This window comes from Alteromonas alvinellae (assembly GCF_902705805.1).
The window spans coordinates 56769-74549 of sequence record NZ_CACSIH010000113.1 but is presented as its reverse complement, the minus strand read 5'-3'; the positions used below and the strand labels follow the sequence as shown (position 1 = coordinate 74549).

Annotated in this window: 13 protein-coding genes; 5 read left to right on the top strand and 8 right to left on the bottom strand. The window is 45.9% G+C overall.

The window, feature by feature from the left end:
- Positions 1 to 176: 176 nt before the first annotated feature.
- On the top strand, positions 177 to 1691 hold the full coding sequence (locus ACX5KA_RS07980; RefSeq protein ID WP_458730833.1) for a YifB family Mg chelatase-like AAA ATPase: 1515 nt from the start codon (positions 177 to 179) through the stop codon (positions 1689 to 1691).
- A 20-nt stretch (positions 1692 to 1711) separates the two neighbouring features.
- On the opposite strand, the gene ilvY is transcribed toward ACX5KA_RS07980, so the two are convergent.
- The gene (gene ilvY / locus ACX5KA_RS07975; RefSeq protein ID WP_039221882.1) at positions 1712 to 2584 is read right to left on the bottom strand and encodes an HTH-type transcriptional activator IlvY; all 873 of its coding nucleotides are present in this window, start codon (positions 2582 to 2584) and stop codon (positions 1712 to 1714) included.
- Positions 2585 to 2741: 157 nt separating this feature from the next.
- Here ilvY and ilvC point away from each other — a divergent pair, with 157 nt between their 5' ends.
- Positions 2742 to 4220 carry a ketol-acid reductoisomerase gene (gene ilvC / locus ACX5KA_RS07970; protein ID WP_039221344.1) on the top strand — a complete coding sequence of 493 codons (1479 nt, stop codon included), beginning with the start codon at positions 2742 to 2744 and terminating at the stop codon, positions 4218 to 4220.
- Between the two features lie 143 nt (positions 4221 to 4363).
- On the opposite strand, the gene ACX5KA_RS07965 is transcribed toward ilvC, so the two are convergent.
- Together ACX5KA_RS07965 and ACX5KA_RS07960 are read right to left on the bottom strand one after the other, a co-directional pair.
- A complete protein-coding gene (locus tag ACX5KA_RS07965) occupies positions 4364 to 5614 on the bottom strand; it encodes a multidrug effflux MFS transporter (RefSeq protein WP_205622716.1) in 1251 nt (416 codons plus the stop codon).
- Positions 5615 to 5751: 137 nt separating this feature from the next.
- Positions 5752 to 7737, bottom strand: a complete 1986-nt coding sequence (locus tag ACX5KA_RS07960; protein ID WP_458730832.1) for an alpha/beta hydrolase family protein — start codon at positions 7735 to 7737, stop codon at positions 5752 to 5754.
- A gap of 275 nt (positions 7738 to 8012) precedes the next feature.
- Here ACX5KA_RS07960 and ACX5KA_RS07955 point away from each other — a divergent pair, with 275 nt between their 5' ends.
- Positions 8013 to 9851 (top strand): autotransporter assembly complex protein TamA, encoded by a 1839-nt coding sequence (locus ACX5KA_RS07955; protein WP_458730831.1) that lies wholly within the window; start codon positions 8013 to 8015, stop codon positions 9849 to 9851.
- Positions 9848 to 13732 carry a translocation/assembly module TamB domain-containing protein gene (locus tag ACX5KA_RS07950; protein ID WP_458730830.1) on the top strand — a complete coding sequence of 1295 codons (3885 nt, stop codon included), beginning with the start codon at positions 9848 to 9850 and terminating at the stop codon, positions 13730 to 13732. The genes ACX5KA_RS07955 and ACX5KA_RS07950 overlap by 4 nt, the downstream gene beginning before the upstream one ends.
- A gap of 42 nt (positions 13733 to 13774) precedes the next feature.
- Here the strand turns inward: ACX5KA_RS07950 and ACX5KA_RS07945 are convergent, their stop codons facing one another.
- Together ACX5KA_RS07945 and ACX5KA_RS07940 are read right to left on the bottom strand one after the other, a co-directional pair.
- Entirely contained in the window at positions 13775 to 14395 is a 621-nt protein-coding gene (locus tag ACX5KA_RS07945; protein WP_458730829.1) for a hypothetical protein, read from the bottom strand.
- Positions 14388 to 14894, bottom strand: coding sequence for an RNA polymerase sigma factor (locus ACX5KA_RS07940; RefSeq protein WP_458730847.1), 507 nt, complete (start codon positions 14892 to 14894; stop codon positions 14388 to 14390). Before ACX5KA_RS07940 ends, ACX5KA_RS07945 begins: the two co-directional genes overlap by 8 nt.
- A 209-nt stretch (positions 14895 to 15103) precedes the next feature.
- Between ACX5KA_RS07940 and ACX5KA_RS07935 the strand changes: the two genes are divergently transcribed.
- Entirely contained in the window at positions 15104 to 15379 is a 276-nt protein-coding gene (locus ACX5KA_RS07935) for a hypothetical protein (protein WP_458730828.1), read from the top strand.
- A gap of 16 nt (positions 15380 to 15395) precedes the next feature.
- On the opposite strand, the gene ACX5KA_RS07930 is transcribed toward ACX5KA_RS07935, so the two are convergent.
- The 3 genes from ACX5KA_RS07930 to ACX5KA_RS07920 are packed head-to-tail and all read right to left on the bottom strand — an operon-like array spanning position 15396 to position 17764.
- Complete coding sequence (locus tag ACX5KA_RS07930) at positions 15396 to 16298, bottom strand: DMT family transporter (protein ID WP_458730827.1); 903 nt, start codon at positions 16296 to 16298, stop codon at positions 15396 to 15398.
- 8 nt (positions 16299 to 16306) lie between these two features.
- Positions 16307 to 17323, bottom strand: a complete 1017-nt coding sequence (locus tag ACX5KA_RS07925; protein ID WP_458730826.1) for a D-2-hydroxyacid dehydrogenase — start codon at positions 17321 to 17323, stop codon at positions 16307 to 16309.
- Between the two features lie 3 nt (positions 17324 to 17326).
- Positions 17327 to 17764: an acyl-CoA thioesterase gene (locus tag ACX5KA_RS07920; RefSeq protein WP_014951416.1), complete on the bottom strand. Its 438-nt coding sequence runs from the start codon at positions 17762 to 17764 to the stop codon at positions 17327 to 17329.
- Positions 17765 to 17781: the final 17 nt, after the last annotated feature.

Below are 17781 nucleotides of genomic sequence, written 5' to 3'. Positions count from 1 at the left end.
TGCCACAGGCCAAGCTTTTCGTGCGCTATCCGTAATTCCCACCGTTAGTACAGTTACATCTCCACTTCACTCTTACTAGAGTTTAAGCCTAGTGCGTCGGCTATTTGGCCGCGCCAATGCTTTAAGGTTTCATTAAGGCGAACAATAAGCGACTAGCAAGAGGGGGTGTTCACAATATGGGAATGGCTGTTGTTAAAACCTTTGCAGGGCAGGGCGTGTCTGCGCCAGAGGTAAGTGTAGAGATTCACCTAGCTAATGGTTTACCTGCTTTTCAACTGGTCGGCATGGCAGAAACCAGCGTTAAAGAAGCGCGAGAAAGAGTACGTAGCGCCCTGATAAACAGTGGTTTTGAGTTTCCCGCAAAACGAATAACCGTCAATTTAGCGCCGGCAGATATTCCCAAGTTTGGCGGGCGGTTCGACCTTCCCATCGCTGTAGGCATTTTAGCTGCGTCGGGCTACATATCAGACATTAGCTTGCTGAATATTGCCTTTGTAGGGGAGCTTGCATTAAACGGTGAAATAAAGCCGGTGAACGGGCTGATTCCTGTAGTCATGGCAGCAGCAAACGAAGATATTGCGCTCGTATACCCGGGTGATAATGACGTAGAGGCTGCATTGGTTTCTCACGCAACGCGCTATCCCGCTTTCGATTTACTGTCTGTTTATGAACACCTTACCGGCAACAAAAAACTTGCTAAAGGCCAACCTTTCACTTCTCATTCATCACGCAACTCTTCAACTGGTTGGGACGATATTATCGGCCAAGAGCAAGCCAAACGAGCCCTGATCATCGCTGCAAGTGGTGCACATAATCTTTTGATGGTTGGCCCTCCGGGCACAGGCAAAAGTTTACTCGCTAGCCGAATGCTGTCGCTATTACCCGATATGAGCGAAGAAGAAGCGCTGGAAGTTGCTGCCATCTATTCGGTGAAAGGCGAAAAGCTGCATGCAGAGCGGTTTTTAACCCGCCACTTGCGTTCGCCCCACCATACTAGCTCTGCGGTGGCACTTACTGGCGGCGGCTCAAACCCTGTACCGGGTGAAATATCGCTGGCTCATAATGGCATTTTGTTTCTAGACGAACTCCCTGAATTTGGGCGAAAAGCACTGGATGTTTTACGCGAACCGCTAGAAACCGGCGATGTGCATTTATCTCGTGCTTCAGGAAGCGCAACATACCCCGCCAACTTTCAACTAGTTGCGGCGATGAACCCAAGCCCGACGGGTGATATTGATGATAACCGACTAACCCCGCAGCAACAGCTCAACTACTTGAACCGATTATCGGGCCCACTGCTTGATAGAATTGATATCCAAGTCGAAGTGCCTCGGCTACCTGACTACGACCTGCCAGAGCGTGCCAATAGCCCTAACGACTCGTTACACGCAACGCGAGAGCGAGTCATTGCAGCTCGTCACAAACAAGAGCTTCGGCAAGGCAAACCAAATGGTGCACTGCACGCGGGTGAGCTTGCCGATATATGCTTACTTGATGACGCTGATTTACAGTTTTTACAAGCCGCTGCTAAACAGCTTAATTTGTCTATGCGTGTGTTTCATCGCACATTAAAAGTAGCAAGAACTATTGCTGATATTGAAGAGGAAAACGCCGTATCGCGGGCACACATTGCTGAAGCATTAGGCTATCGCGCTCTCGATAACCTTATTAAACAGTTAAGCGCTAGCTGAGCACCAGCTATGCCTTAAACTTACCCACGCGTTTGCAAATTAAGCTGCATAAAGGCGTTAACAAGCGGTTCGTTTTGCTTGTCTTGAAGACAGCACAAACCAAGTGCGTAAGGCTCGATATCTTCAACAGGTATTTGGGTTACCGCATTGGCCATACTGGAGTGATCTAGTACCACTTTAGGCACAAAACCCACACCACATTCAAGTGCCACCATACTTACAATGGCTTCGTTTCCCCCTACATAGGCATATACGTTAGGGCGAATACCGTGTTCGGCAAACCAATGATAGGCGGTACGGCGGGTTGGGCCGGTTTCAGGCATGATCACCTGATGTTTGGTCCAGTCCAACTGGCTTAGTTGAGTAAGCCGCCACTCCTTTGGGGCAATAAGTACCAAAGGCACATTATCAAGCGCGGTGAAATGTAAATCTGTCGGCATATCAGGGGTGTAGATTGCAATAGATAAATCACACTGTTTCCCTTTCACTTTTTCGATGGCAAGGGCAGGGTCACCGGTTATTAGTCGTATATCAACTCCAGGGTGCTGCTGTCTAAATTGTCTTAGCATTGCAGGCAAATGACTTTGACTGGCGGTAACAGAGCAAAATACGCTGAGCTCCCCCTGTAGTGCGTCGTTGTCCTCTTTTAAATCTATTTTTAATTGCTGCCAATCTGCCAGCGCTTGCTTTGAAAAAGACAGCAGCTTGTGCCCACTGTGAGTTAGCGCCACTTTGCGGTTATCACGTTTAAACAACGTGCAGCCTAGCTCGTCCTCAAGGCGTTGAATAACCCGGCTTAACGTAGAAGGCGACACATACATGGCCTCGGCGGTAATGCCAAAATGTAGGCTGGTAGCTAGGTGATTAAAGAGCTGTAGACTACGAAAATCCATATACATTTCACTTTTTGCAATATTATCTTGCAAATATATCATTTTCCAAAACAAAAGAAATCTTTTAGTCTCAACACCAAGTCGTCATAGACGAGGTCTGTCAACGCCAAGGTCGGTGTTTGATATTGACAAAAATGAATGTTGTTCGGAAATTTTTATGGCTAATTATTTCAACACCCTGTCACTTCGCCAGCAGTTAGATCAGCTTGGCCGCTGCCGTTTCATGGCACGCGATGAATTCGCTGACGGTTGTCAGTTCTTAAAAGGCAAGAAAATTGTCATTGTAGGCTGCGGCGCGCAAGGTCTTAACCAAGGCCTGAATATGCGTGACTCAGGGTTAGATGTCTCTTATGCGCTGCGTCAAGCGGCCATTGATGAGCAACGCGACTCTTACAAACGCGCTTCAAGTAACGGATTTACTGTTGGTACATATCAACAACTTATTCCAGAAGCAGATGTGGTTTACAACCTAACACCTGATAAGCAGCACGCTAGCGTTGTAGAAGCCGTTATGCCGCTTATGAAAGAAGGTGCGACATTAGGTTACTCTCACGGTTTCAACATTGTTGAAGAAGGCCAGCAGATTCGTAGCGATATCACAGTCATTATGTGTGCGCCGAAAAGCCCGGGTTCTGAAGTACGTGAAGAATATAAGCGTGGCTTTGGTGTACCAACACTTATTGCTGTACACCCAGAAAACGACCCTGAAGGTAAAGGTTGGGATCAAGCCAAAGCACTTGCAAGTGCAACGGGCGGTGACCGCGCAGGTGTACTTGAGTCATCATTTGTGGCTGAAGTTAAATCTGACCTTATGGGCGAGCAAACCATTTTATGTGGTATGCAACAAGTTGCAGCAGTACTTGCGTTTGAAAAAATGGTTGATGACGGTATTGACCCAGGTTACGCAGGTGCACTTATTCAGTACGGCCTAGAAGCTATTACTGAAGCACTTAAGATTGGCGGTGTGACTAACATGATGGACCGTCTTTCAAACCCTGCGAAAGTGAAAGCGTTTGAGCTTTCTGAGCAGTTAACTGATTTACTTCGTCCGCTATTTGAAAAGCACCAAGACGACATCATCAGCGGTGAGTTCTCTCGCACCATGATGGAAGACTGGGCCAACGGCGATGCGAACCTACTTAAGTGGCGTGAAGAAACCGGTGAGACCGCGTTTGAAAACGCACCAGCTTACGAAGGCGAAATCAGCGAACAAGAATTCTTTGACCACGGCATCTTATTAGTTGCCATGATCAAGTGTGGTGTTGAAGTGGCGTTCGACGTAATGGTTGAAGCTGGAATTCTGCCTGAGTCTGCGTACTACGAATCACTGCATGAAACACCGCTAATTTCTAACACAATCGCACGTAAGCGTTTGTATGAAATGAACGTGGTTATTTCCGACACAGCAGAATACGGAAACTATTTGTTTGCCAACGCAGCAATTCCGATTTTGCGTGAGAAATTTATGCCTACCATTGATACCAGCGTTATCGGTAAGGGTTTAGCAGCTACTTCTAATCAAGTAGAGAACAAACGCCTTGTTGAAATTAACGAAGCCATCCGCTCACACGGTGTGGAATCAGTAGGTAAGACCTTACGTGGCTACATGACTGACATGAAAGCTATCATAGGTTAAGACAGTTTCTGTCGTTAGGTGCTTAACTAAGCCCTCTTGCCCGACCATTTTGGTCGGGCTTTTTTATGCCTGCAATTCAGTAAGTCACATCTCTCTTTACACCGAGTCTAACCCGAAGCGGTTACTGACAAATGCTTACCTAGTTAAGAAACAACCACTTCCCGAACGCGTTCAGCGAAGCGAACTGACACATAAGCCAGTGCAAAAAAGATAAGAAAACCCCAACCTATTGGCATCAAGTTCCCATTTAAAAAACTATCGACAATAAGCGCAACGGGCACTGAAAATAAGCTTGAAAAGCAGCCAATAATTGCAGCACCTAAGCCTGCCATATCGCCAAGAGGCTGCATTGCCATAGCGTTTAAGTTACCAAACAGTATGCCCACGAAGAAAAAGCCAACGAACATAACGGCCACAGTCGGAATTAACGGCGGCAGACCATCGTAAGCAAATAACAGTGCCAAATACACCACCGCAAAACAATTTACTCCTTTAAGCGCAAATCGACAGAGCTTGCGCATGCCGAAGCGCATAACCATTTTCCCGTTAAAGTAAGAGGCAAGACCGATAGAAAAGGCAAGGGTAGCGAAGATATAAGGAAACCATTCACCTACATTGTAAAACACAGTAAAGATGGTTTGTGACGCGCTTAAATATGCCAAAAACGCCCCAAAAATACAGCCCATCGCAAAGGTGTAACCCATCACTTCGGGGTGGGTCAGGATAAATTTTGAGGATTTAAAAAAATGTGCGCGCGAGAATTTTCTGCGCTTCGCCCGAGGCAAGGTTTCTCCCTGGCGAGAGAAAAACCAGATTCCAGCCATAGTAGCCACTATGAGGAACATAGTGAAAATATGAAACCATGACGTCAATTCCATCACCGTTTGTCCGATAATGGGGGCCAACATGGGCACCAATATAAACACCATCATGATGAACGACATGACTTTTGCCATGGCATCACCCACGTATAAATCACGAATAATGGCCATGGAGGCTATGCGAGGACCAGAAACTCCAAACGCTTGAATAACCCGCCCCACCAGCATGGTCTCTAGGTTGGTAGCCAGCATGCACACAAAGGTACCAAGAGCAAAAATACACAGCCCCACAAGAATAGTTAAACGACGACCACGGCTGTCTGAAAACGGACCAAAGAACATTTGCCCAAACGCCATTCCTAAAAAGAACACGGTTACAATCAAATGAGTTTGGTGGGCCTCCTCTACATTTAGAGCTTCACCAATTTGAATAAGCGCGGGCAACATAGCATCTATACTGAGTGCCACCAGCGATGTCATGGTCGCCATCAACGCAACAAATTCAACAAGGCCAAGGGCAGGCTTTTGCATAACTGCAGTATCATCAGATACGCCATTAGATGTTTGGGGCATAAAGTCTCGAATATGAAATAAAGTGGGGAAATTAAAAAGGCGCGAATATTCGCACCTTGTATAGTATACCTGAAATTTGGTTAAAAAGCCGTCAGCTCACACGCGTTTGTCGTAAATACTGACATGTTTAACGGGAGCTATTCGGTTGTAAGGTCTGCTGCCATCGTCTCGCCGCTTTTGGCTGGTTTCAAATGCGCATCCAAAAATGCATCCATTTCTTTAAAAAACAAATGTCGATTACGCTGAATAGAAAGGTGGTGATCGCCACTTTCAAGCTCTACATACTTAAAGACTTTATCGAGGTCTTCTAATTCATCAGCCATGTAACGACTGTGAAGAGGCGGAACAATACGGTCTTCTTCGCCATGTACAAGTAAAATAGGTGTCTTGATACTTTCCGCATTGTAATAAGGTGAACGCGCTTCTAAATCATCGTAGTCATCCCCAATCTGATTTTTAACGAATTCATTGTTCAGGAAACGGCGAGAATGAATGACGACGTGTTTAAGTGAACTTACGCCGGCAAAACTCACAGCGCATTTAAATAAATCAGGGGTTTTAACCGTTGCCATTAAAGCTGCATATCCACCGTAGCTTGCGCCAACAATGCACATATTATCCTGTTCCGCATAACCTTGTTTAACCATCCAGCCTGCCGCGTCCGTGATGTCGTCTTGCATAGCTAAGCCCCAGCCTTTCATTTGGCTTTGGGCGAAGCTGTACCCATAACCTCTAGAGCCTCTAAAGTTGGGACGTAAAACTGCATAGCCCTTCGAGGTGAAGTATGCTGTCCAGTAATCGAAACCTCTGAAATCGCGAGCCCCCGGGCCTCCGTGGGGGTGAATGATAGTTGGGAAAGGTCCGTCACCCTTTGGTAGAGTTAAATACGCTTCAATCTTGATCCCATCTCGAGCTTCGTACTCAATCAACTGATGCTCGGATAATTGCGTCGAGTCTATTTGGCTGTATTGCTGAAATAGCACATCGAGCGTACCTTCTTTGCGATTTCCTAACAAATAAACGCCAGGTAGGATGTCAGATTCAGAGTAAACAATATAGGTCTGTTCATCGTCACTGAAACTGACTAGCGTATTATCATAATCAGGAAGTCCTACATCGATACCATTTTGTAAGGCAACATAGCGTTCATCCCAATAAAAACGGCCGTCATGTCGCACCCCTATCGCATCTCGCGTGACCGGTGAGTAGATAAGGCTACCGTTTACGTCGTAGCCTTCATCAGCATAAACTTCCGTTCGCTCATTGGTTTTAAGGTTTAGGGTGTAAAGTGCGCGGTAGTCGCCTTTGTAGCCCTTGAAGTATAAAATATTAGGGTCTTTTGCAAAGCCGACAGGGTATTCTCCCTTCTCCGTCATGGCGTTATAGGCAAACAAGGTTCGCCAGTCGTCACCTTCTTTTAGAAAAACCTCTCGTTCGCCAGTGTCATAGTTAAGAGAAATACCGATACGTACGTTACTCTGTTGATCCGTAAGCCAGTCTCTAATACGTTTTTTACCACGCACGACTCGGCTTACTCCACCAGTGTTTACATTAACTTTATATACCGAAGGTAAGCCTAACACCTCGGCATCTAATGCTATTAAAATATGCTCGGGATCATCGGGTAGCCAATCAATGACATCATCGTGAAATTGTGGAATATGACTAGGATTGCCAGCACGGCGCTTAATGCGTTCCCATTCAACCATGTTAAATGCGCCGCCCTCTCCATCAAATTTAACACTTAGCAAGCGCGTGTCGTGCACTTTGGTTGTGCCACGCCGCGTCTCGTAACGAGCACTGACTACCAAGCGCTCGTTGTTTACCCAGTGGTACCAATTAATCTTTACGCGTTCATTGTCAGAGCGCAGCAGGTAATGCTTTTCCCCCTTTTTTAAGTCGTAAGTTGCGAGCATGGCAAATGCTTCTTCTTGCTCAACATTTTGAACAAAAGCGATTTTCGTTCCATCGGGTGACAATGACGGTGTCCAATAGGTTGGCAACGAGCTAAACGCTTCGTAGGTACTTTTTTCTGTCGCAGGCGCTGCACTCAAATACGTTGAAATAGTAAGCAGCAATATGGCAATAAATGATGCCGGTGAGAAAGCCTTGAAATAAGACATAACATTCCCTTGTAAATTTTTATTGTTGGCGGAACTTAGCTAACGGGTAAACCTCAAAGCTATGCAAGCTTGAGTATACAAACTCAGGCCATAATGTACAAAAACAAACCTACCTAGGCTTAAAGTATCAACATTAGCGCAATTATTTGATCTCTCGTCGTAGTTTGCGAATACAAACTGTATATGTGGTACTATTAACCATAGATAGAACATGGATTTTACCCTCTAGTGGTAAGCTTCTAAGCCCAGCGTTACCTTAAGGATTTAGCCTTTTCATGCCTTCAACTTGGAGCAGGCTTGCCAGTTTGCAAGACCTATTTTTCCGACAATTTATGCTCAGAACATCCCAAGCAACGCCTTTACTGACCAAAGCTGCATGCTGCACGCTGTTGTGGTTACTGTGCATGGCATCGTTTGCTCAAGAGTCAATCACTTACGACATCAAAGGCGTAGACGACTCAAAGCTTCGTAATAATATTCGTCTGCATTTAAATGGGCTTGATGTAGAAAAGGCGCTATTGACGGACCCCTATTGGCAAAACGAAGTTGCAGAAGCGGTGGCAACAGCAGTACAGCCTTATGGCTTTTACAACAGTGAGACAAACGTACGCATACTAGAAGGTGACAAGGTCGCCGTAGATGTTGCGTTAAATGCGCCGCTCACGATAAATAAAGTGACCCGTGAAATTATTGGTGCAGGGCGTGAAGACAAAGCCTTTAGAGAGCGATTTAATTCGTTACAACTTAAAGAAGGCGATGTACTCAACCAAACCATTTATGAATCGTTTAAATCTTCTATGTTCAACTATGCGCTATCCAACGGCTATTTTGACTATTTCTGGCAGGCAACTCGCTTGGATTTGGTTCGCGACGAAAAACAAGCGAACGTGCTTTTAATTGCACAAAGCGGGCCTCAATATCAATTTGGCGAGTTAAAGTTTGTAGGGGATGACAAGGCTAAGGACATTATTGAACGATTAAAGCCTTTCAAAGCGGGCGATGCCTACTCGTCTGCATTACTTGGTGATTTCAACCGCAGATTGAATCAATCTGGGTATTTTACTAGGGTTATTGCCCGCCCCGTTGTCAGTGAAGCTGAAGGCTTACTTGTGCCAGTAGAAGTATCATTACTTCATAGACCCACAGATGCGTTTAACGTATCAATGGGTGCCGCCACTGATACAGGACCAAGGGTTCGCTTGGGATGGGAGCGTCCTTGGGTAAACGATAAAGGGCATTCGGTCTCATCTGATATCTTCATTTCTGAACCCGAACAATCGGTTACCGCCGACTACCGCATTCCTATGAAAAACATAACCCGAGATTACGCCAGCATCGAGGCGGGTTACCAATTTATAGAGTACAACAACACTTCCTTTGAGAGTGAAACCTTATCTTTGTCTGCACATCGTTATTGGCAACAGGATGGATCGCCTTGGCAACAGGATTATTCACTCACTTACCTTAGAGAGACTTACGACCAGGGTGAGCTTGAAGCTAATACCACATCGCTCGTATTACCAGGCTACTCACTAACCTATAGCAAAAAAGACAGTGAGTTGAATATAAGTAACGGCAACTATTTTCAAGTGCTAGCGCAATACGGGAAAGAAGGTTTAGGCTCAGACATCGACTATATCAAAACGGTAGTTGAGGCTATGTTCATTCGTACATATAACAATAAACACAGAATAACTCTACGCGGGGAACTAGGCGCCATTAAAACAAATTCCTTTGATGATGTACCCGCATCACTGCGGTTTTACGCCGGTGGAGATCAAAGCGTTAGAGGGTTTAGCTTTCGTGACTTATCACCCAAAGCAGAGCTCATCAACCCAGAGACTGGTAAGTTATACGTTGAGTCTATTGGTGGTAAATACTTGGCCACATCAAGCGTTGAATACGCATACTCGATTGCTGATAACTGGCGAATAGCTGCGTTCTTAGACGCTGGCAAAGCTGCCGATGATATCAGTGACTCCCTCGCTTATGGTATAGGACCAGGGGTTCACTGGCTGTCGCCCATAGGTGCAGTTAGAGTTTATCTAGCCAGAGGACTATCTAAAGAAGAGAATGATTGGCGTGTTCACATCATCTTGGGGCCTGAGCTATGAGAAAACGTACGCTTTCGGCTATTTTGCTGTCACCTATTTTTATACTGGTGGGCATATATGCAGTATTAATCAGCCCGCTAGGGGGCCCTACCGTCAAGTTAATCGCCAACACATTTGTTGATAATCTTTCTATTGATGCCATTGAAGGCGGGTTCGCTGACACCTTAGAAGTGCATAATGTTGCATGGGAAAACCCGCAATGGAAGGTAACTGCACAATATGCCTATATTGATGTAACGTGGCGTTGTTTGTTTGAGCCCAGAGTATGTGTCAATGAAGTCACGCTGGAAAACGCTACGCTTACACAGCGCTCAAACGCGCCTGACTCTTCCGATGATGCACCTTCAGGTGGCCAGATTGAATTACCGCTGCCTATTGATGTTGGGTATTTAGCGCTAACGAATATCAAACTTGCTCTAATTACGACAACAGTAGAAATTGATGAACTAGAGCTGACCGATTTTGAAGGAAATAGCGCCCTTGTACTCGACAGCATAGCCGCGAAAGGTGTTCGCATTGCTCTGCTAAACCAAGATGAAGCTGCCAGCTCTTCACCGGCAGCCATGACCAATGCACCGGACACTAATAGTGAGCAGCCTGCTCAAAAACCTGCTTTAAAAAAAGAACAGGCTCCAAGTACTGATAGCGCTTTGCCTACGTCATACTCACTAAGCTACGACGTCCCCGTACTACCAAATATAGCTACGCCTATTCCTTTGTCTCTTGGTACTTTTTTAGTAGAAGATCTACACATAATTCAAGGGGAGAGCAAACAACACATTTCACTCATCTCGCTGTTAGAGGCTCACTTTAAGGGCAGCGATGTCGCTATTGAAGAAATGACCGTTGTACATGAACAAGGTGAGGTGAAAGGAAAAGCGAGCGCAACACTTGACGGAAACTTCCCATTAAATGTGGCTATTAACGCGAAAACGAAGCTTGGCGACACACCACAAGAACTGAGTGTAGCGGCCGCAGGTGCGTTGGACGATTTAACGCTGTCAGTTGTAGCCAGAGGCGCGGTTACCGCAAACGCTAACCTAATGGCCAACATTCTAGACAGTAACCTTCCCATAGAATTCACTGCGAACTGGCAAGAACAAGCCATACCGACACTTGAAAACACTACGCTCAAAGAAGGACAGTTAACGCTTTCCGGCACCATGGGTGATTACGTACTAAAAGGAGCGGGAGCCGTTACATTACCAGACATTGGCAATGTACCGGTATCACTTGATGTGGTACTGAAAAAGAACAATATTTTCGTTAATAAAGCTAACATAAACGCATTGGAAGGGAGCTTAACCAACACAGGTACCCTTTATCTAAATGAAAGTATTGCGTGGGAAGGTAAGACAACGCTCAAGAATGTATCAGGGCGACAGTTCAGCATTTATGCGCCTGAAAAAATTAGCGGAGAAATAGACAGTATATTGCAATACTCTGAGCGCGGCGGATTACACATGAGCCTTAGAGATATGACGGTATCAGGCGTGCTTCAAAGCAAACCACTGCAAGTAAAAGGGAATGCAGTTTATGCCGGCCCCAGTGATTTATTTGTAACTAATATTAATGTTACGCAAGAAAATGAGCAGGAAAGAAATACTATCCGCGCCGTCGCTCAAGTGCTCAATAAACGTCACTTAAATGCTGATATTGCAATCAGCGTTAATGCTATTTCAAGCCTATACCCAGAAATAACCGGCGGGATAAATGGCAAGATAAATGCCACCGGCCCCTGGCAGAACCCGAGCGCAAACGGAACCCTAGCTCTCACTGATATTGCCATTTCGCCTAATCTAAACGCTGCCGCAGCCCAGCAAGGGCCGTTAAATGGCGAAATTGCAATCAATGGAACCTATCGCGATCACACAGCAAAACTTGACTTGGCATTGCCCGACAACAAGATTGCGCTTTCGCTCAAAGGCGCGTGGACCAATAACCATTGGATTGGTGAAATCAGCGATACCGCATTAAAACTCGCTAATATGCAATGGACACTATCAAGCCCTTTTAGCGTAGATATTGGCACCACACCGGTAACAGCCAAAATAGGCCAACACTGCTGGTCCTCTAGAAAAGAAGGGGAGCTGTGTATTGCAAATGTGAATTATCAGGAAGATAAAGCCAGTTGGGACATAAGCGCTACCTCACTACCGATTGGGTTATGGGCAAATGAATTAGCGCCCACCCTTGTTTCAAGCCCTTCGCAAGCAACGCTTACGGTAAAAACAAAGGGCAATTATTCACCCAAGGATCCTATAGATGCGACGTTTACGGCGTCGATGAGCGCTGCCCCGTGGCAATTAGGTGAAACACGCCCCCTTACACTTACTATTAATTCCATAGAAACCAACGGAAAAATCAAGCAAGGCCAACTAACGTCGACATCCTTAATCTCTAGTCAAGACATTGGCGATGCTACGCTTTCTTTAAATACCCGACCGTTTGATGAGCGCATACCGCTAGAGGGCAAGTTAGTGATGGAAGGGCTTAACGTTGCGCCTTTTAAACCGCTTTCCCCAGCTATCAGAACCCTGACCGGAAAGCTTAATGGAGATATTAGGCTAAGTGGTTATGTTGACGACCCGGCGCTTAATGGTGAATTAGCTATTTCAAATGGCGCTATTGATATACAAGATACCCCCGTGACATTGGCAGATTGGAATCAAAAAGTGGTACTTGATGGCCAGACCGCAGCACTAGACGGTGCGTTTGTGCTAGGTGGGGGTAAAGGAGCGCTTAAGGGCAATATAGACTGGTCATCTGATCCAAGCGCGACATTCAATTTAAAAGGGAATGGTTTCGAAATTCGTCAGCCAAATATCAGGCTAAAGGTATCTCCGAATATTGATATTGCTGCCACAAAAGAAAAGGTTGATGTTACCGGCGAAGTGAATATACCGTGGGCACGAATTGAAATAGAGTCGCTCCCCGAAAGCGCTGTTTCTCCTTCAAAAGACGTGCACCTGCGAGGCGAACCCGATAGAGAAGATCCGCTAGATATCGTTCACGCATCGGTGCTAGTTAATATAGATAAAAACAAAACCGAAGAAGTGAAGCTTGAGGCGTTTGGACTGACCGCAAGCTTATATGGCGGAATTCGCGTGAACACCCAGCCAGCGCTTGTGGGTTACGGTGATCTTCAAATATTGAACGGACGCTACAGTGCTTACGGGCAACAGTTAATTATTCAAACCGGTGAGGTTCAGTTCAACGGCCCCATCGACCAGCCATTGTTACTGGTTGAAGCCATCCGCGACCCGGCTAAAACCGATGACGACGTAATTGCGGGAATTCGCATTGACGGGGCTGCCGATTCGCCAAGTATCAACCTGTTCTCTGAGCCTGCAATGGATCAACAGGGCGTATTGTCATATCTACTCACAGGTTCTGGACCGAACTCGGGCACACAAGATCCAAACTATGCTGCGCTGCTAGTAGGTTTTGGTTTATCCAACACCAAAACCCTGACAGGACAAGTGGGAAGCGCACTAGGTATTGATGATTTTAGTTTAAGCACTAACGAAGACTTACTGTCGGTAAGAGGGCAGATTAACGAGCGATTATCTGTGGAATACAACGTGGACGTTGGTCTAAGTAACAACGACGCCAATAGCACGCTAAGACGCAGACAACTACCGCCTGACTTGGCGGTAAAATATCAGCTTCTACCTAGTTTATATTTAGAAGCCATTCAAACCACACTGGAAGACCAATCTGAGTTCGCGTTAGACCTTTATTATGAGTTTTTCTTGGGTGATAACAGAACCCGTAGAGATAGTGATGAAGACGACAGTGAAGCTGAAGAGTCCAATGAAAGCGCAGAGCAAGCGATGAAAGATAATGTGAGCACTCCGAGCACAAGTAATAAGAATTAAGCGCTCAAAGTTAAAACATCGTACTTTTGCACTCATGCGCCCTTATCGCTGCTGCGCCATCTTCTCAAGCGTTTCTAGTTGACGCTCAAAACGCTTTTGTCTTTTGCTAGCCCACACATACCACACTAGCATCACAATGCTCATGGAAGTCATAATTATAGCCATCTTCATAATTTTCTCTGGGGTAAGCTCCCCATAAAAATAGCGTTCCACCAGAAAGCCATATCCAAATAACACTGCAGTCCATGTCGAGTGTTTAGTGATTACAGCAATCTTCACGTTATTCTTAATTTGTTTTATGAGCTGCATCAGGTGGTCAGCGGTTTGAGTGTCTTTTGAAAATGCAGCCACTCTTCTTAACCACAGCTGATAAACAAGCAAGGGAAGAGCCGTGACCAGCATAAAAACATACATCGCGTGGGCGATAAAAGTGAACTTTTCCCAAGTAACAACTAGCAAGTAGATCGCAGGGATAAACGCTGAGGAGTCAACCACCATATACCAACGCTGTTTGGTTCGTTCACTGCTTAGGCTGGCTTTTACTTCCGAGAGGTTGATAGTCGTAACTGGCTGAGCTTGCCATAGCGCAGAAAGGCCATCATTTTGCTCATCGTCTACTGATACCGGCGGGTTCGTTTGATTCTCTTTATCTGAATTATGCATGCGGTTGCTCCTGCATGATACTTTGCTTGGCGCGCTTTAATATCACACCAACATGATTTTTAGTCAGACCACAGACGTCTGCAATTTCATCGTAACTTAAGCCTTCAAGAGAAAGCGTTAGCACTTGTCTTGATTGCAATGGAAGTGCCCGTACCGCGCGCAACAAGTGCTCTAGCGACTGGTGTTGACTAGACATTTCCTCTGGTGATTGGGTAGTACTCGCGAACCCGTCAGAGCCCAAATCATCGTAGTCATATTGATGGGTATCGAGACGCTTCACTTGATTTGCTACGTGAGTAACTGCGCGGTTGTGAGCTATCTTCAAAATATAGGTTTTCACGCTGCTATCGCCCTTAAAGCGAGACAGCCCCTGCCAGACGGCAATAGCAATCTCTTGCAATAATTCTTGCTGCATCGCTTCGTTTGCTTCATAGCTGTTGGCTACACGGCTCAGTATTGCCCCGTATTGCGCAAAAACATCTTCAAAACCCTGACCCAACGTCACATCCCTAATCACAAAAACTGTTGTTATTTTATTGTGTTACTTCTATCAGTCTGCCCCCACGAATTTTTATTACAAACTTTTTTCATCAATACTGTAATTTTTTTAAGCAACCAATGACTAGTTAAAACAGTAAGTGCAGTAACGTGCGTTTAGGGCATTTCCCTAAAAGCCTTCAACCTTGAAATTTGGATTAGGAAAAAATTATGTCTACGTTAAGTATAGTTTTGTTAATTGGCAGCCTGACGTCGCTTGTGCTTTTGGCAAGCTACTTAGACGCAAAATTTCAGTGGCGACTAAACGACTGGATGAACGGCGAGTGCAGCAATCCGTTCGTTAAAAGCATGACCGACAAACAGCAGCAGCGTTTAGAGGAAAAAGATGCGCAGATTGAAGCTTTGATGGCGCGGATCGAAGCCCTTGAAACCATTGTTACCGAGCCTGCTTACGAACTGAATAAGAAAATCAACGCACTCAAATAAACGGTTTTATCAGACTTTAGCTCGACACCGGTGGGCGACGCATAAAGCGGGGAACTTTTCCCATTGCAATGGCGTTGCCTACCAGCACAATGACCACCCCAACCACAGATAAAACGCTCCAGGTATAGCCTTCGAAAAAGGTAGAAATAACCAGTGCAACCATGGGGTATACCAAGACCACATATGCAGCCTTGTCAGCGCCCATTTGCTTTAACAGTTTCATGTACGCGCCAAACGCAAACACAGAGCCAAAGATAGCCAGATAAAGCAGCGACAGATAGAACTCGGTATGGGTAGGAATGACCAACTTACCCGGCATTGCCAGTGAGGTGATGAAAAGCAGCACCATGGCATAGCTCATGGCATAGAAGTTCATTTGGATTACCGGCGTACCCGAGGTCAAAATACGCTCGGAGATAACGTTACCTGTTGAGGCGCAGAAAAAGCTGACAAACGCTATGGCGAGGCCGGTGGCAAGCGCCGCATCCATGGAAACTTTGGAAAACTCCGGCACAAACAAACACACAATGCCCAGCAAGCCAAATGTCGCACCTACAACCACTTCTTTTCTTATAGGCTCTTTAAGCCACCACCGCCGAAGCACAACATTAATGTAGATAATACAAGAACTCATAAGGGCTAACAGCGCGCTAATTATATGCGCTTGCGCCATATACAGCAGCGTGTAATTTAAGCTGTATAAAAAGAGACCGACTGCGGCCATTTTCACATGAACATGTACCGGTAGCTTAAGCGGCAAACGCCTAATAACACAGTAAATCCCTAAACAGGCCGACGCCAATAAATAACGCAGCCCAATGGCAAACGTTTCAGAGGTATGCCCTATTTGGTAAGTGATGGCTATCCAGGTTGAGCCCCAAATCAGGCAGCACAGAGCAAATAAGGTTGCGTTATTCATAGCGGTGTCTAGCCCTGGGGAGCTGATAAACAAGAAGATAAGTGGGCAGATAAATGGTCGATAGCACTATCGAGCAGTTTTTGCCTAGCGCCATTACCAATCCACGCATTATGCGGTGTTACCAGCAAGTTAGGTAACGCCTCTTTTAGCAATATATGGTCAACAGGCGGGGGCTCGACGCTTAGTACATCTAATCCCGCGCCACCAATTTGGTTGTTTTTAAGCGCATAATAGAGTGCCTCCTCATCAATCAAGCCGCCGCGAGCCGTATTAATGAGAAAAGCGGTTGGCTGCATCAGCGACAATGTATCGGCATTAATAAGCTTGTCGGTGGCTTCAGTAAGCGGGCAATGAAGACTTACCACATCGGCATTTGGTAAAAGCGATGCAAGACTTGGACGAGGGTCGTCTTGTTTACCTGGGCGAGCAGCGATACTCACCTGCATACCCATAGCCTTAAACAATGCCTCTACACGCTTGCCAAGCTCGCCATGCCCAACAATTACCGCATGCTTACCCGCCAATTCCACCACGGGATGATTGAGTAAGCAGAAATGAGAAGAACTAGACCATGCTTGGTTGCGCATATCGCGCTGATACGTCACAAAATTGGTGGCCAAATTTAGTGCCAAGGTCAACGTATGTTGAGCAACGCTATCAGTGCCATAGCCCTCTACATTTTGAACGGTAATACCAGCCTGTTCGCAGTAATCACGGTCGATATTGTTCATGCCGGTCGCCGTTACGCCAATATAGCGAAGCTGACTGGCCTGCTGTAAATCTTTGGCTTGTAGCACGACTTTGTTAACCAGCACAGCATCGGCATTTTTAATGCGCTCGGCAACGTCTTCGGCTTGAGTTTGTTGATGAAGCGTAATCGCGGCGTCGAAATTGTTTTGTACGTCATCGAGTGAAGAGGTATCAAGACTGGGCAAATCCATGGTTTCGGCATCCAGAAAGACAACCTGCTTTTGTTTGCCGTTGCTCATCGCTTGTGATGCATTGTGCTTCGTCATTTTTGCCATGTTCTACATTACTTCCACAATCGACTCTAACGCTGTTTTCACATTAACAGGAATAGGAATGGCCTTGTCGGTTTTTCTGTCTACAAACACATGCACAAATTGGCCATGAGCCACGCGTCGCTTATTCTCTCCGGCATAAACCGATAGACCATAAGTCACTGAACTTCTGCCAATTTTGATAACGCGCAAGCCTACAAAAATGTCTTCAGGGTAGGCTGCCGGAGCAATGTACTGACACTGACTGCTTACCACATACGCCACGGATTGCCCGTTGTGTATATCTAGCCCACCTTCTTCAATTAAAAAGCGGTTTACCGCGGTATCAAAGAAACCATAGTACACAACATTGTTGATATGTCCGTACGCATCATTGTCTTGCCAACGCGTGGCGATAGTGACTTTGTAAGGGTAGTCGGCAAGTGTAGGTGTGATATCAGTCATGATCGTCCCTTAGTGAA

What these genes read in the sequence shown, in the direction of transcription:
- ACX5KA_RS07980 (WP_458730833.1), top strand. Translation starts at nt 177, where the DNA reads ATGGGAATGGCTGTTGTTAAAACCTTTGCAGGGCAGGGCGTGTCTGCG.
- ilvY (WP_039221882.1), bottom strand. Translation starts at nt 2,584, where the DNA reads ATGGATTTTCGTAGTCTACAGCTCTTTAATCACCTAGCTACCAGCCTA.
- ilvC (WP_039221344.1), top strand. Translation starts at nt 2,742, where the DNA reads ATGGCTAATTATTTCAACACCCTGTCACTTCGCCAGCAGTTAGATCAG.
- ACX5KA_RS07965 (WP_205622716.1), bottom strand. Translation starts at nt 5,614, where the DNA reads ATGCCCCAAACATCTAATGGCGTATCTGATGATACTGCAGTTATGCAA.
- ACX5KA_RS07960 (WP_458730832.1), bottom strand. Translation starts at nt 7,737, where the DNA reads ATGTCTTATTTCAAGGCTTTCTCACCGGCATCATTTATTGCCATATTG.
- ACX5KA_RS07955 (WP_458730831.1), top strand. Translation starts at nt 8,013, where the DNA reads ATGCCTTCAACTTGGAGCAGGCTTGCCAGTTTGCAAGACCTATTTTTC.
- ACX5KA_RS07950 (WP_458730830.1), top strand. Translation starts at nt 9,848, where the DNA reads ATGAGAAAACGTACGCTTTCGGCTATTTTGCTGTCACCTATTTTTATA.
- ACX5KA_RS07945 (WP_458730829.1), bottom strand. Translation starts at nt 14,395, where the DNA reads ATGCATAATTCAGATAAAGAGAATCAAACGAACCCGCCGGTATCAGTA.
- ACX5KA_RS07935 (WP_458730828.1), top strand. Translation starts at nt 15,104, where the DNA reads ATGTCTACGTTAAGTATAGTTTTGTTAATTGGCAGCCTGACGTCGCTT.
- ACX5KA_RS07930 (WP_458730827.1), bottom strand. Translation starts at nt 16,298, where the DNA reads ATGAATAACGCAACCTTATTTGCTCTGTGCTGCCTGATTTGGGGCTCA.
- ACX5KA_RS07925 (WP_458730826.1), bottom strand. Translation starts at nt 17,323, where the DNA reads ATGGCAAAAATGACGAAGCACAATGCATCACAAGCGATGAGCAACGGC.
- ACX5KA_RS07920 (WP_014951416.1), bottom strand. Translation starts at nt 17,764, where the DNA reads ATGACTGATATCACACCTACACTTGCCGACTACCCTTACAAAGTCACT.